Source organism: Streptomyces sp. NPDC096105 (assembly GCF_044763335.1).
Taxonomy (GTDB): Bacteria; Actinomycetota; Actinomycetes; order Streptomycetales; family Streptomycetaceae; genus Streptomyces.
Window position 1 is genome coordinate 207850 of sequence record NZ_JBIWGC010000008.1, and the last position, 17172, is coordinate 225021.

13 protein-coding genes are annotated in these 17172 nt (G+C 73.3%); 6 read left to right on the forward strand and 7 right to left on the reverse strand.

Features of this window, described 5'->3' with window-relative positions; translation table 11 throughout:
* Positions 1-41: 41 nt before the first annotated feature.
* The 6 genes from ACIQ8B_RS15985 to ACIQ8B_RS16010 form a co-directional block, all read right to left on the reverse strand.
* Positions 42-734: an N-acetylmannosamine-6-phosphate 2-epimerase gene (locus ACIQ8B_RS15985; RefSeq protein ID WP_403547366.1), complete on the reverse strand. Its 693-nt coding sequence runs from the start codon at positions 732-734 to the stop codon at positions 42-44.
* Positions 731-1687 carry an ROK family protein gene (locus tag ACIQ8B_RS15990; RefSeq protein ID WP_403547368.1) on the reverse strand — a complete coding sequence of 319 codons (957 nt, stop codon included), beginning with the start codon at positions 1685-1687 and terminating at the stop codon, positions 731-733. The genes ACIQ8B_RS15985 and ACIQ8B_RS15990 overlap by 4 nt, the downstream gene beginning before the upstream one ends.
* Positions 1684-2643 carry a dihydrodipicolinate synthase family protein gene (locus tag ACIQ8B_RS15995; protein ID WP_290006374.1) on the reverse strand — a complete coding sequence of 320 codons (960 nt, stop codon included), beginning with the start codon at positions 2641-2643 and terminating at the stop codon, positions 1684-1686. Before ACIQ8B_RS15995 ends, ACIQ8B_RS15990 begins: the two co-directional genes overlap by 4 nt.
* An 89-nt stretch (positions 2644-2732) precedes the next feature.
* A complete protein-coding gene (locus ACIQ8B_RS16000; protein WP_403547370.1) occupies positions 2733-4220 on the reverse strand; it encodes an exo-alpha-sialidase in 1488 nt (495 codons plus the stop codon).
* A 25-nt stretch (positions 4221-4245) separates the two neighbouring features.
* The gene (locus ACIQ8B_RS16005; RefSeq protein ID WP_403547372.1) at positions 4246-5265 is read right to left on the reverse strand and encodes an acetylxylan esterase; all 1020 of its coding nucleotides are present in this window, start codon (positions 5263-5265) and stop codon (positions 4246-4248) included.
* A 225-nt stretch (positions 5266-5490) separates the two neighbouring features.
* On the reverse strand, positions 5491-6243 hold the full coding sequence (locus ACIQ8B_RS16010) for a FadR/GntR family transcriptional regulator (protein WP_106411601.1): 753 nt from the start codon (positions 6241-6243) through the stop codon (positions 5491-5493).
* Positions 6244-6380: 137 nt separating this feature from the next.
* Between ACIQ8B_RS16010 and ACIQ8B_RS16015 the strand changes: the two genes are divergently transcribed.
* From ACIQ8B_RS16015 to ACIQ8B_RS16040, 6 genes are all read left to right on the forward strand, one after another.
* On the forward strand, positions 6381-8000 hold the full coding sequence (locus tag ACIQ8B_RS16015) for an ABC transporter substrate-binding protein (RefSeq protein ID WP_403547374.1): 1620 nt from the start codon (positions 6381-6383) through the stop codon (positions 7998-8000).
* A 75-nt stretch (positions 8001-8075) separates the two neighbouring features.
* Positions 8076-9026: an ABC transporter permease gene (locus tag ACIQ8B_RS16020; RefSeq protein ID WP_290006381.1), complete on the forward strand. Its 951-nt coding sequence runs from the start codon at positions 8076-8078 to the stop codon at positions 9024-9026.
* Positions 9026-10999 (forward strand): dipeptide/oligopeptide/nickel ABC transporter permease/ATP-binding protein, encoded by a 1974-nt coding sequence (locus ACIQ8B_RS16025; RefSeq protein WP_403547376.1) that lies wholly within the window; start codon positions 9026-9028, stop codon positions 10997-10999. Before ACIQ8B_RS16020 ends, ACIQ8B_RS16025 begins: the two co-directional genes overlap by 1 nt.
* Positions 10996-12021, forward strand: coding sequence for an ABC transporter ATP-binding protein (locus ACIQ8B_RS16030; RefSeq protein WP_290006385.1), 1026 nt, complete (start codon positions 10996-10998; stop codon positions 12019-12021). Before ACIQ8B_RS16025 ends, ACIQ8B_RS16030 begins: the two co-directional genes overlap by 4 nt.
* Positions 12022-12320: 299 nt before the next feature.
* A complete protein-coding gene (locus ACIQ8B_RS16035; protein WP_290006387.1) occupies positions 12321-12932 on the forward strand; it encodes a bifunctional 2-polyprenyl-6-hydroxyphenol methylase/3-demethylubiquinol 3-O-methyltransferase UbiG in 612 nt (203 codons plus the stop codon).
* A 440-nt stretch (positions 12933-13372) separates the two neighbouring features.
* Positions 13373-13882: a hypothetical protein gene (locus ACIQ8B_RS16040; protein WP_403547379.1), complete on the forward strand. Its 510-nt coding sequence runs from the start codon at positions 13373-13375 to the stop codon at positions 13880-13882.
* Between the two features lie 66 nt (positions 13883-13948).
* Here ACIQ8B_RS16040 and ACIQ8B_RS16045 read toward each other — a convergent pair whose 3' ends face one another.
* Positions 13949-16978 (reverse strand): AfsR/SARP family transcriptional regulator, encoded by a 3030-nt coding sequence (locus tag ACIQ8B_RS16045; RefSeq protein ID WP_403547381.1) that lies wholly within the window; start codon positions 16976-16978, stop codon positions 13949-13951.
* Positions 16979-17172: the final 194 nt, after the last annotated feature.

Consider the following 17172-nt stretch of genomic DNA (forward strand, 5'->3'; position numbering starts at 1 on the left):
ACGTACGGGGGGAGACCGCCGCCCGGGGCGGCGGCCTCCCCTCAGCCCGCCGCGGCCTCCTCGCCCGCCATGCCGGCCACGAACGCCGCCGTCAGCGCGGTCGGCGCGGTGATGGCGGTGCCCACGACGACGCTGTGCGCGCCCGCCGCCAGCGCCTCGGCGGCCTGCCCGGGGGTCGCGATGCGGCCCTCGGCGATCACCGGCACGGTGATCGCGGCGGCCAGGTCCGCGACGAGGGCGAGGTCCGGCGCGGTCTGGACGGGCGAGCCGGGCACGTAGCCGGACAGGGTCGTCCCCACGAAGTCGGCGCCCTGCTCGGCGGCCTCACGGCCCTCGTCGAAGGCGGACACGTCGGCCATGACGAGGGCGCCCGCCTCGTGCACGGCCTTCACGAGACCGGCGAACGTGCTGCCGTCGGGGCGGGGCCGGGTGGTGGCGTCGGCGGCGACGACGGCGGCCCCGGCCTCCACGAGGGAGAGCGCGTGGCGCACGGTCGGCGTGATGAAGACGCCGCTGTCGCCGTCCTTCCACAGTCCGATCACCGGCAGGTCCACGGCCGCGACGGTGGCGGCGACGACCTCCGGGTCGTTGACCCGTACGGCCGCCGCGCCGCCGGCCCGGGCGGCGAGGGTCATGCGGACCAGGGTGTCGGTGTGCCGCATCGGATCGCCGGGCGGGGCCTGGCAGGACACGATCAGTCGGCCCTTCAGGGCGTCGGCCAGGGGCAGGGTCATCGCAGGGCTCCGGTGGAGGTACGGGGGTGGTGCAGGGGCAGGGTGCGGGTCAGCGCGGCGGCGCCGAGGACCGCGGCGTCGGGTCCGCCGCGCGGCGGCACGGGGCGCAGGCCCCGCAGGGGGGCCATGAGCTCGGCCGCGAACGCGGCGTTCAGGGCGTCCAGGTACAGCGCGCCGATCCGGGGCACCCCGCCGCCGACGACCACGCGGTCGGCGCCCAGCGCGTTGGCGAGGCCGCCCAGGGCCCGGCCGGCGGCCCGGCCGCCGAGCACGATGGCGGACGTGGCGTGCGGATCGCCCCCGAGCGCACGGGCGGCCACGCTCTCCAGACGGTCGGCCGGCAGGCCGCTCATCCGCGCGTAGTGGGCGGTGATCGCCGGGCCGGCGGCGATCGCCTCCAGGTGCCCGGTGGCGCCGCAGGTGCAGGGCAGTCCCTCGGCCTCGGGGCTGGGCAGGTGCCCGAGGTGCCCGGCGACACCGGCCGCCCCGTGCAGCATGCGGCCGTCCACGGCGACGGCGCCGCCCACCCCGGTGCCGACGGCGGCGTAGATCATCGTGCCGCTCCGGCCGGGGGCGCCGGTCAGTTCCGTCGCCGCCGTGGCGCGGACGTCGTTGTCGCAGGCGACGGGGAGGCCGGTGCGGGCGGCGAGGCCGGAGGCCAGGGCGGTGCCGGCCCAGCCGCGGATCGTGTCGGTGGCGCTGGTGACGGTTCCGGTCTCCGGGTCGATGACTCCGGCGGCGGCGACGCCGATCGCGGCGGCGCCCGGCGCCCACACCGCGCGGACCTCCTGGGCCAGCGCGTCGAGCACCGCCTCCGCCCCCGCCGTCGCCGGGGTGGGCAGGGTGTGCCGGGCCAGGACGGCGCCGTCGGCCGTGACCAGGGCGGCGGCGATCTTCGTGCCGCCCAGGTCGAGGCCGATCACCGGGGCGCCGTCCGGGAACCGCGCCGTCATCGGAGCGGGAGGAGGCCGGCGCCGCGCAGCCGCTCCTCGACCTGCGCGACCGACGCCTCGCTCAGCTGGATCTGCGGTGCGGCGGTGGTGCCCCCGGTGAACACCCCGAGCAGGCGCAGCGCGTGCTTGAAGGCGCCGATGGCGGAGGAGTTGCGGCCCATCTCGCTCTCGGGGCCCGCGTCGACCATGCCGAACAGCTCGACGAGCCGCTCCTGCTCCTTGACGGCGGTGTCGAAGTCGCCGGCGCGCACCGCGTCGTAGAGGCGCACGTAGCCCGCGGGGTCCACGTTGCCCAGGCCCGGCACGACGCCGTCGGCGCCGGCCAGCAGGGCGGCGTCCACGGTGAGCTCGGAGCCGGTGAGGACGCTGAAGCCGGGGGCGGGGCCGTCGGCGCGGCCGTGGCGTCCGCCGAGTTCCACGACGAGCCGGCGCAGGCCGCCCTCGTCACCGCTGCTGTCCTTCAGGCCCGCCAGCGTGCCGTCCTCGGCGAGTTCGCGGACCAGGGCGACGGAGAGCTTGCTGTGCACGGAGACCGGGAGATCGTAGGCGTACAGCGGCAGGTCGACGCTCGCGCGCACGGTGCGGAAGTGGTGGGCGGTCTCCGCCGGGTGGGTGCGGGCGTAGAAGGGCGCGGTCGCGACCAGGGCGTCGGCGCCGGCCTCGCGCGCGGCCTCGGCGTGGACGAGGACGCGGGGCGTGGTCATGTCGATGACGCCGGCGAGCACCGGGACCCGGCCGGCGACGGCCTCGACGACGGTCCGCAGCGCGGTCTCGCGCTGCCGGTCGGTGAGGAAGGCGACCTCGCTGCTGGAGCCCAGGGCGAACAGTCCGTGCACTCCCCCGCTGACGAGATGCTCCACGTGCCGGGTGAGCGAGGCGGTGTCGACCTCGCCCGACGCATCCAGGGGGGTGCAGACGGGCGGCACGACGCCGCGGAGGGGCTGGGACGAGGACATGAGTGTTCTCCTGGGCTTACGAGTGGTGGAACGGTGGGAACGGGCCGCCGGGCGCCGGGGTGTCCGGCGCCCGGCGGCCCGTGGCCGTGTTACGGCGCGGTGACGGTGAACGTCGTGTCGCCGTAGGAGTGCTGCCGGCCGCGGACGGTGTACTTCGCGGTGGCCTTCACGCTGCCGGCCGTGGCGCCGGCGGGAACGGTGACGGGGATCTTCATGTTGGCGCCCTGGCCGGGGTTGAGGGCGGGCACGGCGACCTCGGGTGCGCTCCAGCCGGCCGGCAGGGCCAGGGAGACCGTTCCGCCGGGGAGGGTGACGTCGTTCTGGCTGACGACGCGCACGGTGACGGTGGTGGTCTTCCCGGCGGGCAGGGAGGCGGGCGGGGTGACGGTGACCGGGGCGCAGACGCCGCCGAGCCACTGGAGGTCGAAGGACGAGTAGGTGATGTGCCGGTAGTTGGCGCGCTCCCAGAGCATGCCCACGCGGTCGTTGCCCGTGGTTCCGCTGCCGAGCGGGGTGAGCGTGGAGTAGGCGGCCGATCCGGCCTCGACGGTCTTGCGCACCGGCCAGTTCTGCCCGTTGTCGCAGGAGAGACGGACGGTGAGGTTGCTGCGGCTGTTGGTGGTCGCCGTGTTGCTGAACATCAGCCACTTCGCGCGCGGGTGGGAGGCGTCCACGTCCGGCGCGAAGCGCATGACGGAACCGTTGTTGGCGGGGTCGGGCAGCTCGGTGTCCTGCTGGAACGGCGTGTAGGTGACGCCGCCGTCGGAGGAGTAGGCGACCGTGCGGTACGGCGCGGAGCGGTTGTTGAGCATGACGCGGCCGTCGGAGAGCTCGACGGTCTTGTTCTCGTCGCCGCCGGGACCGACGGGGGTGCCCGTCCTCCAGGTGGCGCCGTGGTCGTCGCTGTAGGCGCTGACCGCGTAGTTGGCGCCGTTGTGGCGGATGGCGTACTGCTGGATCAGGCGGCCCTTGTAGGCGCCGTGCCGCAGCTGGATGCCCTCGCCGGAGGCGGCGAACATGCCGGCCCAGGCCGGGTTCTTGATCTCGGCGGTGATCCGCTCGTGCTTCCAGGTCAGGCCGTCGTCGTCGGAGTAGCTGTAGTCGGCCTGGAGGACGTTCGGGTCGTTCTCGTCGTTGCCGGTGGCCGAGCCGAAGAAGCCCTGGTTCACGGAGGCGGCGTAGAAGACGAAGATCCGGCCGGTCTCCCGGTCGACGAGGAGGCTCGGGTCGCCGAAGCCCTTGGGGGCGGCTTCCCTGCGGACGACCTGCTGGGGCTGCCAGGTGAGGCCGTTGTCGGTGCTGCGGCGCAGCACGACGCTCAGGTTGCCGGGGAGGTCGGCGAGGGTGGGGCGGGCGTCGTAGGCCGCGATCAGGGTGCCCTGGGTGGTCCGGGTCAGGGCGGGGATGCGGTAGTAGGGGGAGCCGGTGCCGGCGGTGGCGATGTCCTGCGAGGTGAGGGTGCCGGGGGCGAAGGCCGCGGCCTGGGCGTCGGCGGTGTGCGCGGCGGGGGCGCCGGTGATCAGCAGGGCCAGGGCCGCGCCCACGGTGGTGGCGACGAGGGTGACTCTACGCTGCATGAACGTGTCCTCTTCTCTGAGGGGGTCAGGCGAGCTGGGGATCGTGCAGGGTGGAGATACCGGGGTCCACGGGTCGGGGTGCGGTGAACAGGTCCCGGAGCCAGAGGAGTTGCTCGCGCCGGTGATGGGCGGCGCCGCCCTCGTGACCGTTGAACTCGTAGACCCGCAGGTCCTTGGCGCCGCCGTAGCGGTGGTAGGCGGCGAAGCAGGTGGAGGGCGGGCAGACGGCGTCCATCATGGCGATGGAGAAGAGCGCCGGGGCGGTGGCGCGGGAGGCCAGCACGGCCGCGTCGACGTAGGACAGGGTGGTGAAGACGGTCTCGACGCGGTCGCGGTAGAGGCTGAGGTACTCCGCGATCTCGGTGTAGGGCGGCGCGCCGGCGACGAGCGCCCCGCGGCGGATGTCGCACAGGAACGGGGTGTCGGGCATGACGCCCGCCAGGCCGGGGAGGAGTCCCGCGACGGCGAGCGAGATCCCGCCGCCCTGGCTGTGTCCGGTGACGACGACCCGGTCCGGATCGACCGCCGGGTGGGCGCGGGCGGCCTCGGTGAAGCGCACGGCGTCGGTGTGGACGCGCCGGTAGTAGTGGTTCTCCGGGCTGTCCACGCCCCGGGTCAGGAAGCCGGGGACGTCGCCGTTGAGGGACACGGTGTCGGGGGTGTCGCCGCCCGCCGTGGACCAGCCCTGGCCGCGGGTGTCCATGATGAAGTGGGCGTAGCCGGCGTTCGCCCAGATCAGCTGCTCGTGCGGCAGTCCGCGGCCGCGGCCGTAGCCGAGGAACTCCACGACGCAGCCGAGCGGGCCCTCGGCCCCGGCCGGCAGGTGCAGCCATCCCCGTACGGGTTCGCCCGCGAAGCCGGGCACGGTCACGTCGTAGGTGGTCACCTGGGTCAGACCCGTGTCCTCGCGGACGAAGCTCGGGGTTCCGCCGGCCGCGCGCGCCGTCCGCAGGGTCCGGTCCCAGAACGCGTCGAGGTCGGCGGGTTCGTCGAGGTCGGGGCGGAGCGCGAGGCACTCGGCAAGGGTCAGGTCCGTGAGTGGCATGGAGGGGGTCCCGGTGGGTGAGGCGTGCGCGCGGCGCAGCGCGGTGACGGGAACTGACAGCAGACGTCTGATGTCTGCTGTCCTGGGACCCTAAGGACCGGGGCGGGCGACCGTCAAGTACCCCGCCGCACCGGCCCGCTCCTCCCGCGGGCGGCCGGCGGCCCGTCATGACACGGCGGAGGCAGCCCCGCCGCCGGGGCTGCCTCCGCCGTGGGAGGACCGGGTTCAGCGACGCGCCCGGGCCTCCGCGATGCGCTGCCGGACGGGCTCGTAGTGCTCGCTCAGGGCCGCCGCGAACTCGACGGGGTCGCGGTCGCGCACGGCGTCCACGATCCGCTGGTGGTTGGCGATGGTGGCCGCCTCGTGTTCGTGCGTGAAGACGTCCAGGTGCGGCGCGACGATGACGTAGACGTCCCAGAACGCCGTGGACAACTGCCCGATGAGGGCGTTGCCGAGGGGGGCCAGGAGCAGCGTGTGGAAGGCGCGGTCGGCCTCCACGAAGCCGTGCCCCTCGCCGGCGCCGGCCCGGCGCATGTCGTCGACGAGCCCTTCCAGCCGGTCGATCTGCTCCTCGCTGAGCGCCTCGACGAGCTGTTGCGCCATCCCCCGCTCGAACAGCTCGCGGACCTCGATGAGGTCGCTCATCACCTGGAAGTCGTCGTCCGGGCTGAGCAGACCGCGGAAGGTGAGGCTCTCCACCAGGGCGGACAGGCTCAGTCTGCCCACATAGGTGCCGTGACCGTGCCGCACCTCGACGATGTCGAGGGCGGTGAGAATCCGGATGGCCTCCCGCACGCTGGAGCGGCTGGCCCCGAGGGCCTCGCACAGCGCGGGCTCGGTCGGCAGCGGGTCGCCAGGGCGCAGTTCATTGCGCAGGATGTACGACTTGATGCCGTCCACGACCTCCTGTCGCAACGGCTGGCGCACCGCTCTTGGTTCGGACACAGTCCGCTGAATCGCCCTTTGTCCCACCGCCACCTCTTGACCCCTCTCCCTTGCCCGACTACGTTCCCACGCTATCAAGCATCAGACATCAGACGTCTGATGCATTCACGAAGCGATACGTTCACGCCAGTCCTTCGTGCAGAACCAGCCATTCCGCATCCTCGCCCGTCATGACTCCCCGCCAGGAGGATTCCTTGTCCCCGCGCAGTGCATCCGGCGTCGACCGCCGCACCTTCATGAGATACACCAGCGCCCTCGGTGTGGCGACCGCGATCACCGCGGGCCTGTCCGCCTGCGGCGGACCGGGCAGCACCGGTGACGACTCCAGCGGTTCGGGAGGCAGCACCGACACCATCGAAGCCGGACTCTCGTACCCGCTCTCCACCGGCTTCGACCCCATGATCACCTCCGGCGCGACCCCGTTCGCCGCCAACATGCACATCTTCGAGGGCCTGGTGGACCTCGACCCGGCCACGCTCGCCGCCCGGCCGGCGCTGGCCACCGAGATGCCGCAGAAGATCAACGCGACCACCTACCGGGCCACCCTCCGCAAGGGTGCCACCTTCCACGACGGATCGCCGGTGACCGCCGACGACGTGGTGTTCAGCTTCGAGCGCGTCCTGGACCCGAAGAACGCCTCCCTCATGGCGCAGTTCGTGCCCTTCATCGACCAGGTGACGGCCGTCGACCGGTCGACGGTCGAGTTCAAGCTGAAGTACGCCTTCGCGCTCTTCCCCTCGCGCATCTCCGTGGTGCGCATCGTGCCGAAGAAGATCGCCGGCGCCGACGCCAAGGCCTTCGACGCCAAGCCGGTCGGCTCGGGTCCGTACCGCTTCGTGTCGGCGGTCCGCGAGGACAAGATCGTCATGGAGGCGTACGACAAGTACAACGGACCGCACCCCGCCAAGGCCAAGAAGATGGTCTGGCACCTGATCTCCGACCCGTCGGCCCGGGTCAGCGCGCTCAAGTCCGGGCGCGTGCAGGCGATCGAGGACGTGCCCTACATCGACGTCGCGGGCATCACGGGCAAGGACAAGGTGGAGTCCGTCCAGTCCTTCGGCCTGCTGTTCCTGATGTTCAACACCAAGGACAAGCGCTTCGCCGACAAGCGGGTGCGCCAGGCGCTGCACTACGCCCTCGACACCGAGAAGATCATCTCCACCGCCCTGCTGGGCAACGCCGAGGCCGCCACCGGGTACGTGCCGGCCACCCACCCCGACTACCACAAGGCCGCCACGGTCTACAGCCACGACCCGGCCAAGGCCGAGAAGCTGCTCGCCGAGGCGGGCGTGCGCAAGCTCTCCTTCACCCTGCTGCTCACCGACAACGGCTGGATCAAGGACATCGCGCCGCTGATCAAGGAGAGCTGGGACGCGATCGGCGTCGACGTCAAGCTCGACATCCAGCAGTCGCCCGCGCAGTACGCCAAGATCGACCAGGGCGGCTTCGACGCCCTGGCCGCCCCCGGCGACCCGTCCGTCTTCGGCAACGACGCGGACCTGCTGCTGCGCTGGTTCTACTACGGCTTCTGGCCGGAGAAGCGCTACGGCTGGGCGGGCTCCCCCGCCTACAAGAAGGTCAGGTCGCTGCTGGACAAGGCCGCTTCGGAACCCGACGAGGCCACGCGCAAGGCCCTGTGGGGACAGGTCACCGACACGGTCGCCGACGAGGCCGCCCTGTACCCGATCCTGCACCGCAAGCTGCCCACCGCGTGGCGTGAGGGCGCGCTCACCGGGTTCAGGCCGCTGCCCACCACCGGGCTGTCCTTCATCGACGTCGGCCGCGCCTGACCCGCACGCCCAGGCCGACGGGCCGCCGCTCCTGGACGGGTGGCGGCCCCCGCCCCAATCGCTAGGAAACCCACGATGGTTGCTTTCCTCCGGCTCGCGCTGCGCCGCGTCGCGATGATGCCGGTGATGATCCTCGGCATCGCCCTGCTGGTCTTCGTCGTCCTGCAGTTCTCGCCGGCCGACCCCGCGTACAACGCCCTCGGCGACAGCGCGAGTCCCGAGGCGCGTGCCGCGTTCGCCGAGGCGAACGGTCTCAACGACCCGCTGCCCGTCCGGTACGTCGCCTTCCTCGGTGATCTGATCCAGGGGGACCTCGGCGTCACCATGGCCCCCAGCCAGCCCGTCACCGACCGGATCGCCACCGCGTTTCCGCTCACCCTCCAGCTGACGCTTCTCGGCCTCACGCTGGCCATCGTGCTGGCCCTGGTCTTCGGCGTCCTCAGCGCCGTCTACCGTGACCGCTGGCCCGACCAGGTCTTCCGGGTGCTGTCGATGGTCGGCATCGCACTGCCCTCGTTCTGGCTCGGTGTCCTGCTCATCCAGCAGTTCGCGCTGAACATGCCGGTCTTCCCGACCGGCGGCTACGTCAACCCGGCCGACTCCTTCTCCGGCTGGCTGGAGAGCCTCGCGCTGCCCGCCCTGGCCCTCGCCCTGCCGGTCGCCTCCTCGCTGGCCCGGCTGATCCGCACCTCGATGGTCGCCGAACTCGACCGGGACTACGTGCGCACCGCCCGCGGCAGCGGCCTGCCGCCGTTCATGATCATCCGGTCGGTGCTGCGCAACTCTCTGATCACCCCGCTGACCGTGCTGGGCGTCAAGGTGGGCTACATGCTCAGCGGCGCCGTCGTCATCGAGGCGATCTTCGACCTGCCCGGCATGGGCAAGCTGATCCTCGAAGGCGTCAACGGAGGCGACGTCGGTCTGGTCCAGGGCACCGTCCTCACGATCGCCATCGCCTTCCTCGTGGTCAACGTCATCGTCGACCTGCTCTACCTGCTCGTCAACCCGCGTATCAGGACGGTGTGATGTTCGCCCCACGCTCTCTCGCCGAGCGGCTCCGGCCCGGTACCCGCCTGCGTCGCCTGCCCCTCCCCTCGCGCATCGCGTTCGGCGTCCTGCTGGTGGTCGTCCTGGGCGCGGTCCTCGCCCCCCTGCTCACCCAGGACCCGCTCGCCACCGGCACCCCGGCCCAGCCGCCGAGCGCCGACCACTGGTTCGGCACCGACCGGGCCGGCCGCGACGTGTTCGCCCGCGTGGTGCACGGCGCCCGCTACTCCCTCGTCATCGGCTTCGGCGCGACCCTCCTCGCGCTGGCCATCGGCTCGGTCCTGGGCGCCCTGGCGGCCACCTCGCGCAAGTTCGCCGACGAGTCGGTGATGCGCACGCTGGACGTCGTCATGTCCTTCCCGCCGATCGCCCTGGCCGCCGTGCTGGTCGCCGTGTTCGGCCCCAGTCTCCCGGTCATCATCTTCACCATCGCCTTCGTCTACTCCCCCTCACTGGCGCGCGTCGTCCGGGCCAACGTGCTGGAGCAGTACGGCGAGGACTACGTCGCCGCGGAGCAGGTCATCGGCGCCCGCCGCCACTACATCGTGGCCCGGCACGTCGCCGTCAACTGCGCGGCGCCGGTCCTGGTCTTCGCGACCGTCATGGTGGCCGACTCGATCATCTTCGAGGCCAGTCTGTCCTTCATCGGCGCCGGCGTGCAGGACCCCGACCCCAGCTGGGGCAGCGTGCTGGCCTACGGCCGGCAGATCCTGCTGTCCGGCGGCTGGTGGGCCACCCTCTTCCCGGGCCTGTGCCTGCTGGTCACGGTGCTCGCGCTGAACGTCCTGTCGGAAGGCATGACGGACGCCGCCGCCTCCCCGGACAAGGCCCGCGCCGACGGCGGCGACACCGTCGAGAAGATCGCCGCCGCCGAGCCCGCCACGGACCGTGCCGCCGCCGACGCCGCGCTCACCGAGCTCGCCCGCCGCATCGAGGCCACCGAACCGGCCGTCCGGCCGCTGCCCGACGACGCCCCCGACCTGCTCGTCGTGCGCGGCCTGTCGATCCGCTTCCCCGACCGTTACGGCGACACCCGCGTCGTCGACGGCATATCCTTCACCGTCCGCGAGGGCGAGACCCTGGGACTGGTCGGCGAGTCGGGCTGCGGCAAGTCGATCACCAGCCTGGCGATCATGGGTCTGCTGGCCCGCAACGCCGAGGCGTCGGGCGAGATCCTCTACCGGGGCCGCGACCTGCTGAAGCTGTCGCCGAAGGAACGCCGGGCGCTGATGGGCCCGGAGATCGCGATGGTCTACCAGGACGCCATGTCGTCGCTGAACCCGTCGGTGCTGATCGGCACCCAGCTCAAGCGGCTCACCTCCCGGGGCGGCACCCGCACCCCGGCGGAGCTGCTCGAACTGGTCGGCCTCTCCCCCGAGCGCACCCTGCGCAGCTATCCGCACGAGCTCTCCGGCGGCCAGCGCCAGCGCGTGCTCATCGCCATGGCGCTCTCCCGCAGTCCGCGGCTGCTGATCGCCGACGAGCCGACCACCGCGCTCGACGTGACCGTGCAGGCCCAGGTCGTCGAGCTGCTGGTGAGGCTGCGCGACGAACTCGGTTTCGCGATGGTCCTGGTCTCCCACGACCTCGCCCTGGTCGGCGATCTCGCCCACCGGGTCGCGGTGATGTACGCGGGCCAGGTCGCGGAGGCCGGCGACACCCGCTCCCTGCTGACCGACCCGGCGCACCACTACAGCCGGGGTCTGCTGGGCTCCGTCGTCTCGCTGGAGGCGGGCGCGGAGCGGCTGCACCAGATCCGCGGTGTCGTGCCCGCGCCCAAGTCCTTCGGGTCCGGCTGCCGCTTCGCCTCGCGCTGCACCGCCGCCACCGAGCTGTGCGCCACCACGCCGCCGCCCGCCACCGACCGTGACGGTGCGCCCGACCACCTGTTCGCCTGCCACCACCCGGCGCCCGTGCGCCCGTCGGCCACATCGCTGGAGGGCGTCCGATGACCGCCACCGAGAACACCACGACGGACCCGCTCGTCCGGCTCGACGGCATCCACGTCCGGCACAGGGCGCGCAGCGGCGGCATCCTGCGCCGGGACGCCGTGCACGCCCTGACCGACGCCTCCCTGGAGGTGCGGCGCGGCGAGATCCTCGGGCTGGTCGGCGAGTCCGGCTGCGGCAAGTCCACCCTGGCCCGGGTGGTCACCGGGCTCCAGCGGCCGACCGAGGGCCGGGTGTACTTCAAGGGCCAGGACCTGTGGGAGATGCCGGCCCCGGAACGCCGCAGCCGCTTCGGGGCCAGTGTCGGCGTGGTCTTCCAGGACCCGTCCACCGCGCTCAACCCGCGCCTGCCGGTCCGCCGCATCCTGCGCGACCCGCTGGACGTCCACGCCCGCGGCACCCGTGCCGAGCGCGAGGCGCGCGTCGAGGAGCTGCTGGACCTGGTGGGCCTGCCCGGGCACACCCTGGGCGCGCTGCCCGGCCAGCTGTCGGGCGGGCAGCGCCAGCGGGTGGCGATCGCCCGCGCGCTGGCGCTGGAGCCGGAGCTGATCGTCGCCGACGAGCCGACCAGCGCCCTGGACGTGTCGGTGCGCGCGCAGATCCTCAACCTCCTGGTGGACCTGCGTGACCGGCTCGGCCTGGCGATGGTCTTCATCTCCCACGACGTGCAGACCGTGCGCTACCTGTCCGACCGGATCGCGGTGCTGTACCTCGGCCGCGTGGTGGAGGAGGGCCGCTCGGCGCAGGTCACCGGCGACTCCCGGCACCCGTACACCGAGGCCCTGCTCTCGGCCACGCCCAGCCTGCTGGAGCGTCCCGAGCGGATCGTGCTGCACGGCCCGGTGCCCTCGGCGACGAACCCGCCGTCCGGCTGTCCCTTCCGCACCCGCTGCTGGAAGGCGGACGACGCCTGCGCCACCGTGTTCCCGCCCGCCTCCGACGGCCCGGACGGCCACCGCTGGCACTGCGTGCACCCGCAGCCGGCCGCCGGGGGCGCCGCGGTCCCGGCCGCCGGCGCCGTCTGACGCCCGCACCGGCGGGGGACAGCTCCCGTTCGTCCCCCGCCGGCGTCACGCCACGCCACACCCCCGTGCCGGCACACCGGGTGGAGGCGCACCGGACCGGCCACGCGCGCGGCCGGGGGCGAAGGCAGCGCGTCTCTGCCCGGCGCGGCGGGACCGGGGCATCCGCTCGATGCGGCGCCGAGCGGTGCACAACTGCCGGCGGCGCCTTGAGCGCGAGGGCGGCCGGCACGAACGTGCTGTCAGCCCGTCGGCCTGCGGCTGAGCCGTGGCCGGCCTACGGCCGACCTATAGTCGATCTCATGAGTCGTTGGCAGGAACTGACCGGTGGGACCTCGGGGAGCGCGTATGCCGCCCGCTTCGAGGCGCTGGCCCGCAGCGGGAAGGACGTGCACGGCGAGGCGGCCTTCTGCGCCGCCCTGGCACCCGCCGGGGCCCGGGTGCTGGACGCGGGCTGCGGCACCGGGCGGGTCATGATCCGGCTGGCCGAGCTCGGGTACGACTGCGTGGGGATCGACCTGGACGCCTCGATGCTGGACGTGGCACGGGCCGAGGCGCCGCACCTGCCCTTCTTCCAGGTCGATCTCGCCGAGTTCGATCCTGCCGCGCTCGGCATCGCCGCGGGCTTCGACGTCGTGGTCGCCGCCGGTAACGTCCTCCCGCTCCTCACCCCCGGGACGGAAGCCACCGTCGTCGCCCGGCTGGCCGCGGCCATGCGTCCGGGCGGCCTGCTGGCCGCGGGCTTCGGCCTGGACGCCGCCCACCTGCCCGTGCCGCCCACGATCACGCTGCCGGAGTACGACGCCTGCTGCGCCGCGGCCGGCCTCACGCTCGTCGACCGCTTCGCCACGTGGGACGCCGATCCCTACGAAGGCGGCGGTTACGCCGTCAGCGTCCACCGCAGATCCCCTTGACCCGGGAGGCCGGCCCCGGGTGGTGACCGGGTGGTGCGGCCGCACCGCCCTGCGCGGGTTCGTCCACGTGCTGCGCGGGGAACGGGCCGGGCCGGTGTGCCGACCGAAAGCACCGGCTGCCGGCACGGTGGCGGACCGTACGCCGGGCCCTCGTCACCGGCGCCACCGCGCCCGACGACGGGATCGAGGCGATCGCCGAGGGCGGCACGGTCCTGGAGGCCGTCGCCTGACGCCCCGTGGTCGGGGGTGGCCCCGACCACGGTCTTCCGCGGGCCCGCCCACGGGACCGACGGTCCGTCGCCGCCTTCCACGAGAGCTGTTCCCGGGCGATTCCCCGGCGCTCCCGGTGGGCCGGTAACGGAAGCGGAACGTCGCGGGAGCGCACGGCGGGACCTTCTTCCTGTCAGCACCTCCCCTCGCGGCGACAGAAGGCAGGCATCATGAGCAGCAAGGTCATCGGGACGACGGCGGGCCTCCTCACCTCCGTGGCGCTCACCCTGGCGATCGGCGCCGGAGCCGTCACCGCGGCGGGCCTCTCCGTTCCCGGCTCCGACGAGGGCCCGAACCTCGTCCCGGCCCTCCTGCTCACCCACGGCGAGGGCCTCCACGCCGTCGCCACCGGCACGACCGGCGACGAGGGCCCCAACGTCAGCACCCTCGGCGACGAGGGCCCCAACCTCGGCACCCTCGGCGCGACCGGCGACGGGGGCCCGAACGTCGGCACCCTCGGCGACGAGGGCCCGAACGTCGGCACCCTCGGCGACGAAGGCCCCAACGTCAGCACTTTCGGCACGACCGGCGACGAAGGCCCGAACGTCAGCACCCTCGGCGACGAAGGCCCGAACGTCAGCACCCTCGGCGACGAAGGCCCCAACCTCGGCACCCTCGGCGACGAAGGACCCAACCTCGGCACCCTCGGCGACGAAGGACCCAACCTCGGCGTCGTCTGACCTCTGACCGGGCGCCCCTTCCCGCCCCGCGCGTGCCGCGTCACGCCCCCGGTGGAGCGGCAGGCGTCAGTCCGCGCACCGGTGGCGGCCGGGAATTCCCATGGTGCGGAAGGCGGCTTCCGCGGCGGCGCCCCGCGCGACGGCCTCCTCCGTGTCGTCCAGCGAGCTCAGCGCGTCGGCCATCCCCTGCAGGGCATACGCCTCCTCCACCCGGTGGCCGAACCGGGCCGCCGATTCGTGGGCCCTGCGGTGCAGCGCCAGCGCACGCCGGTGGTCGCCGGTGCGCCGGAAGAGGCGTCCCGCGGTGTTCCACACCATGGTCTCCCGCACCGGGGCGTCCTCGAGGCCCTTGGTGGCCAGCGCCTCCTCCACCCAGCGCAGCGCCTGCTCCTCGTGCCCGAGCCGGCTCTCGGTCTCCGCGGAGAGGACGAGCTGGACCGCTCGTTCCGCCGGGGGCAGCACACCGGGGGCCCGGTCGCGCGCCTGCGCGAGCGTACGGGCCGCGGCCCCTGTGTCGCCCTGGGCCAGCTGAATCTGGGCGAGGTCGCTCAGTCCGACGAGCTCCTTCTCCACGGCTCCGAGCTCGTGGGCGAGTTCGATCGAGCGGTTCACCGTGCGGAGCGCCTCCTCGAACCGGCCCTGTTCCATGTGGACGTCGCTGATGTTCGACAGGGACTCCGCCTCGGCGCGCTTGGCGCCCAGTTCGCGTTTGAGGGCGATGGACCGCTCCAGGCGCACCAGCGCCTCGTCGAAGCGGCCCATCGTGGCGAGCAGCAGGCCGAGGACCCCGGTGTCCTTGGCCTGTCCGCGCAGGTCGCCCAGTTCGACGGCGAGCCGGTAGGCCTCGGTCGCGGCCGTCGTGCCGTCCTCGAACCGTCCGCGCTTCCAGCAGGAGACCGCCAGGTTGGACAGGCTCAGCCGGAGCAGGCCGGGCTCGTCGAGGCGGCGTGCCGCGGCGACGGCGGTGTGACACAGCTCCAGGAACTCGTCGAGCCTGCCGCGCGCGTCCAGGTGGAACACCACGTTCGCCGAGAGGAGGGCGACCTCCCGGTCCAGTCCTCGCCGGAAGGCCAGGGCGATGGCCGCGAGGAGGCTGTCCTGTTCGCGCTCGAACCAGTCGCGCGCGGCGTCGGGGCCTGCCAGCGGCACCAGTTCGGGCCGGAAGGACTCCGCCGGGCGCGGCGTCCGCACCCGGCCGGGGAAGAGCAGGTCGCAGGCGACGTCGGAGGCCGCGAGGCAGAACTCCAGGAGCCGGCCCACCGCTCCGGCCGCCTCCTCGCTGAACTCACCGGTGCCGCCGGAGTCCCGGGTGCGCGACAGCATGTGGGCGAAGCTGCGCACCAGGTCGTGGAAGGCGTAGCGGCCCGGCTCCTGCTGCTGGACCAGGTGCACGTCGAGCAGGTCCTCCAGGACCTCCTCCGCCTGCCGGGTGGTCCTGTCGAGCAGCGCGGCCGCCGTGTAGACGTCCAGGTCGGCGCCCGGGTACTGGCCCAGCTGCCGGAACGCCTTGCGGTAGTCGGCGTCCAGCCCGTCGTAGGAGAGCTGCAGGGTCACCTCCACGCTGCGCTCGCCCGCGCTGAGTTCGGCCAGGCGGTGGACGTCGTCGCGTAACCGGTCGACGAGGTAGCGCACGGTCCAGCGGGGGCGCTTGCGCAACCGGGCGGAGGCGATGCGCAGGGCGAGCGGCAGTTGCCCGCACAGATCGGCCAGTTCGGCCACGGCCTCGGGGTCGGCCGCGGCCCGGTGCTCGCCGATGATGCCGACGATGAGGGCGACGCTGTCCGAGGGATCCATGGTGCCCAGGGAGACCGAGTGCGCCGCGTCGAGGTCGACGAGCAGGGCCCGGCTGGTGAGCAGGACGACCGCGCCGGTCGACGACGCCAGGAGCGGTTTCACCTGTCTTTCGTCAACAACGTTGTCGAGCAGGAGGAGCATCCGGTGCCGGGTCATGACGGAGCGCCACAGCGCGATGCGGCCGGCCGGGTCGTCGGGGATGCGCTCGCCGGGGACGCCGAGCATGCGCAGCAGCGCCTCGGCCGCGGCGGCCGGGGTGAGCGGCTCCTCACCCGGCGTGTGGCCCCGCAGGTCGAGGTGGAGCTGGGCGTCCGGGTAGCGGTCGGCGAGGCGGTGCGCGGCGCGCACCGCCAGGGAGGTCTTGCCGCTGCCGCCCATGCCGTCGATGGTGACGACGAGCGGGCCGGAGCCCGTGGCGTCCTCGATGAAGCCGAGGAGTTTGCTCAGCTCCTCCTCGCGGCCGGTGAAGTCGCGCAGGTCGTAGGGGAGGGTGGAAGGACTGTCCGTCACCGTCTGCGGGGCGGCCTGGGAGGTGACGGGCGCGGCCAGGGCCGGATCGTTGCGCAGGATGGACTGGTGCAGTTCGCGCAGGGCGTCGCCGGGCTCGATGCCGAGTTCCTCGTCGAGGACGGCGCGGATCGTGCCGTACTCCTCCAGCGCCTCGGCCTGGCGGCCCGAGCGGTACAGGGCGAGCATGAGCTGGCCGCGCAGGGTCTCGCGCAGCGGGCTGCCGCTGATGGCCTCGCGGACCTCGGCGACGAGCTCGGCGCTCTCCCCGGCCTGGAGCCTGAGCTCGAAGAGCTGCTCGACGGCGGTGATGCGGCGCTCCTCCAGGGCGGCGGAGGCGGCGTCCACGACCGCGCCCCCGCCGCCGGACAGCACGGGTCCGCGCCACAGGGCGACGGCCTCGCGCAGCAGTGCCGCGGCGTCCGCGGTCCGTCCCGCGGCCGAGTGGGCGCGGGCCTGGTGCAGCGCTTCGGTGAACTGCAGGAGGTCGAGCTGCCCGGAGGTGACGGCCGCGCGGTAGCCGGGCCCGTCGGTGACGATGACGTCGCGCCCGGCGGGGATGCGCTGGCGCAGTTCGGCGACGGCCTTGCGCACCTGGTGGGCGGCGGTCGCGGGGGCGTCCTCGCCCCAGACGGCCTCGACGAGGCGGTGCACCGGCAGCACGCGCTGCGGTTCGAGCAGCAGGGTGACCAGGACGCGTTCGCTGACGGGTCCTCCGACGTGCACCCGGGTGTCCCCGTCCCAGCATTCCACGGAGCCGAGGATGCGGAAACGTATCGACGTGGTGCGATCCATGACGCGTGTGTCCTCTCCTCGGTCCCGAGCGGCCGCCTCGCTCCCGCGAGGGTGGTGCGGCCGCGTCACGAAAACCTGTCACGGCCTTCCCTGCCCCTGTCTCTGCGGACAGCAATGCGTGGCGGTCGTAAACGACGTCACATTCTGACTCATGCCGTGCACATTCCGTCGCAGCTTGACGTGTCTTCATCGTC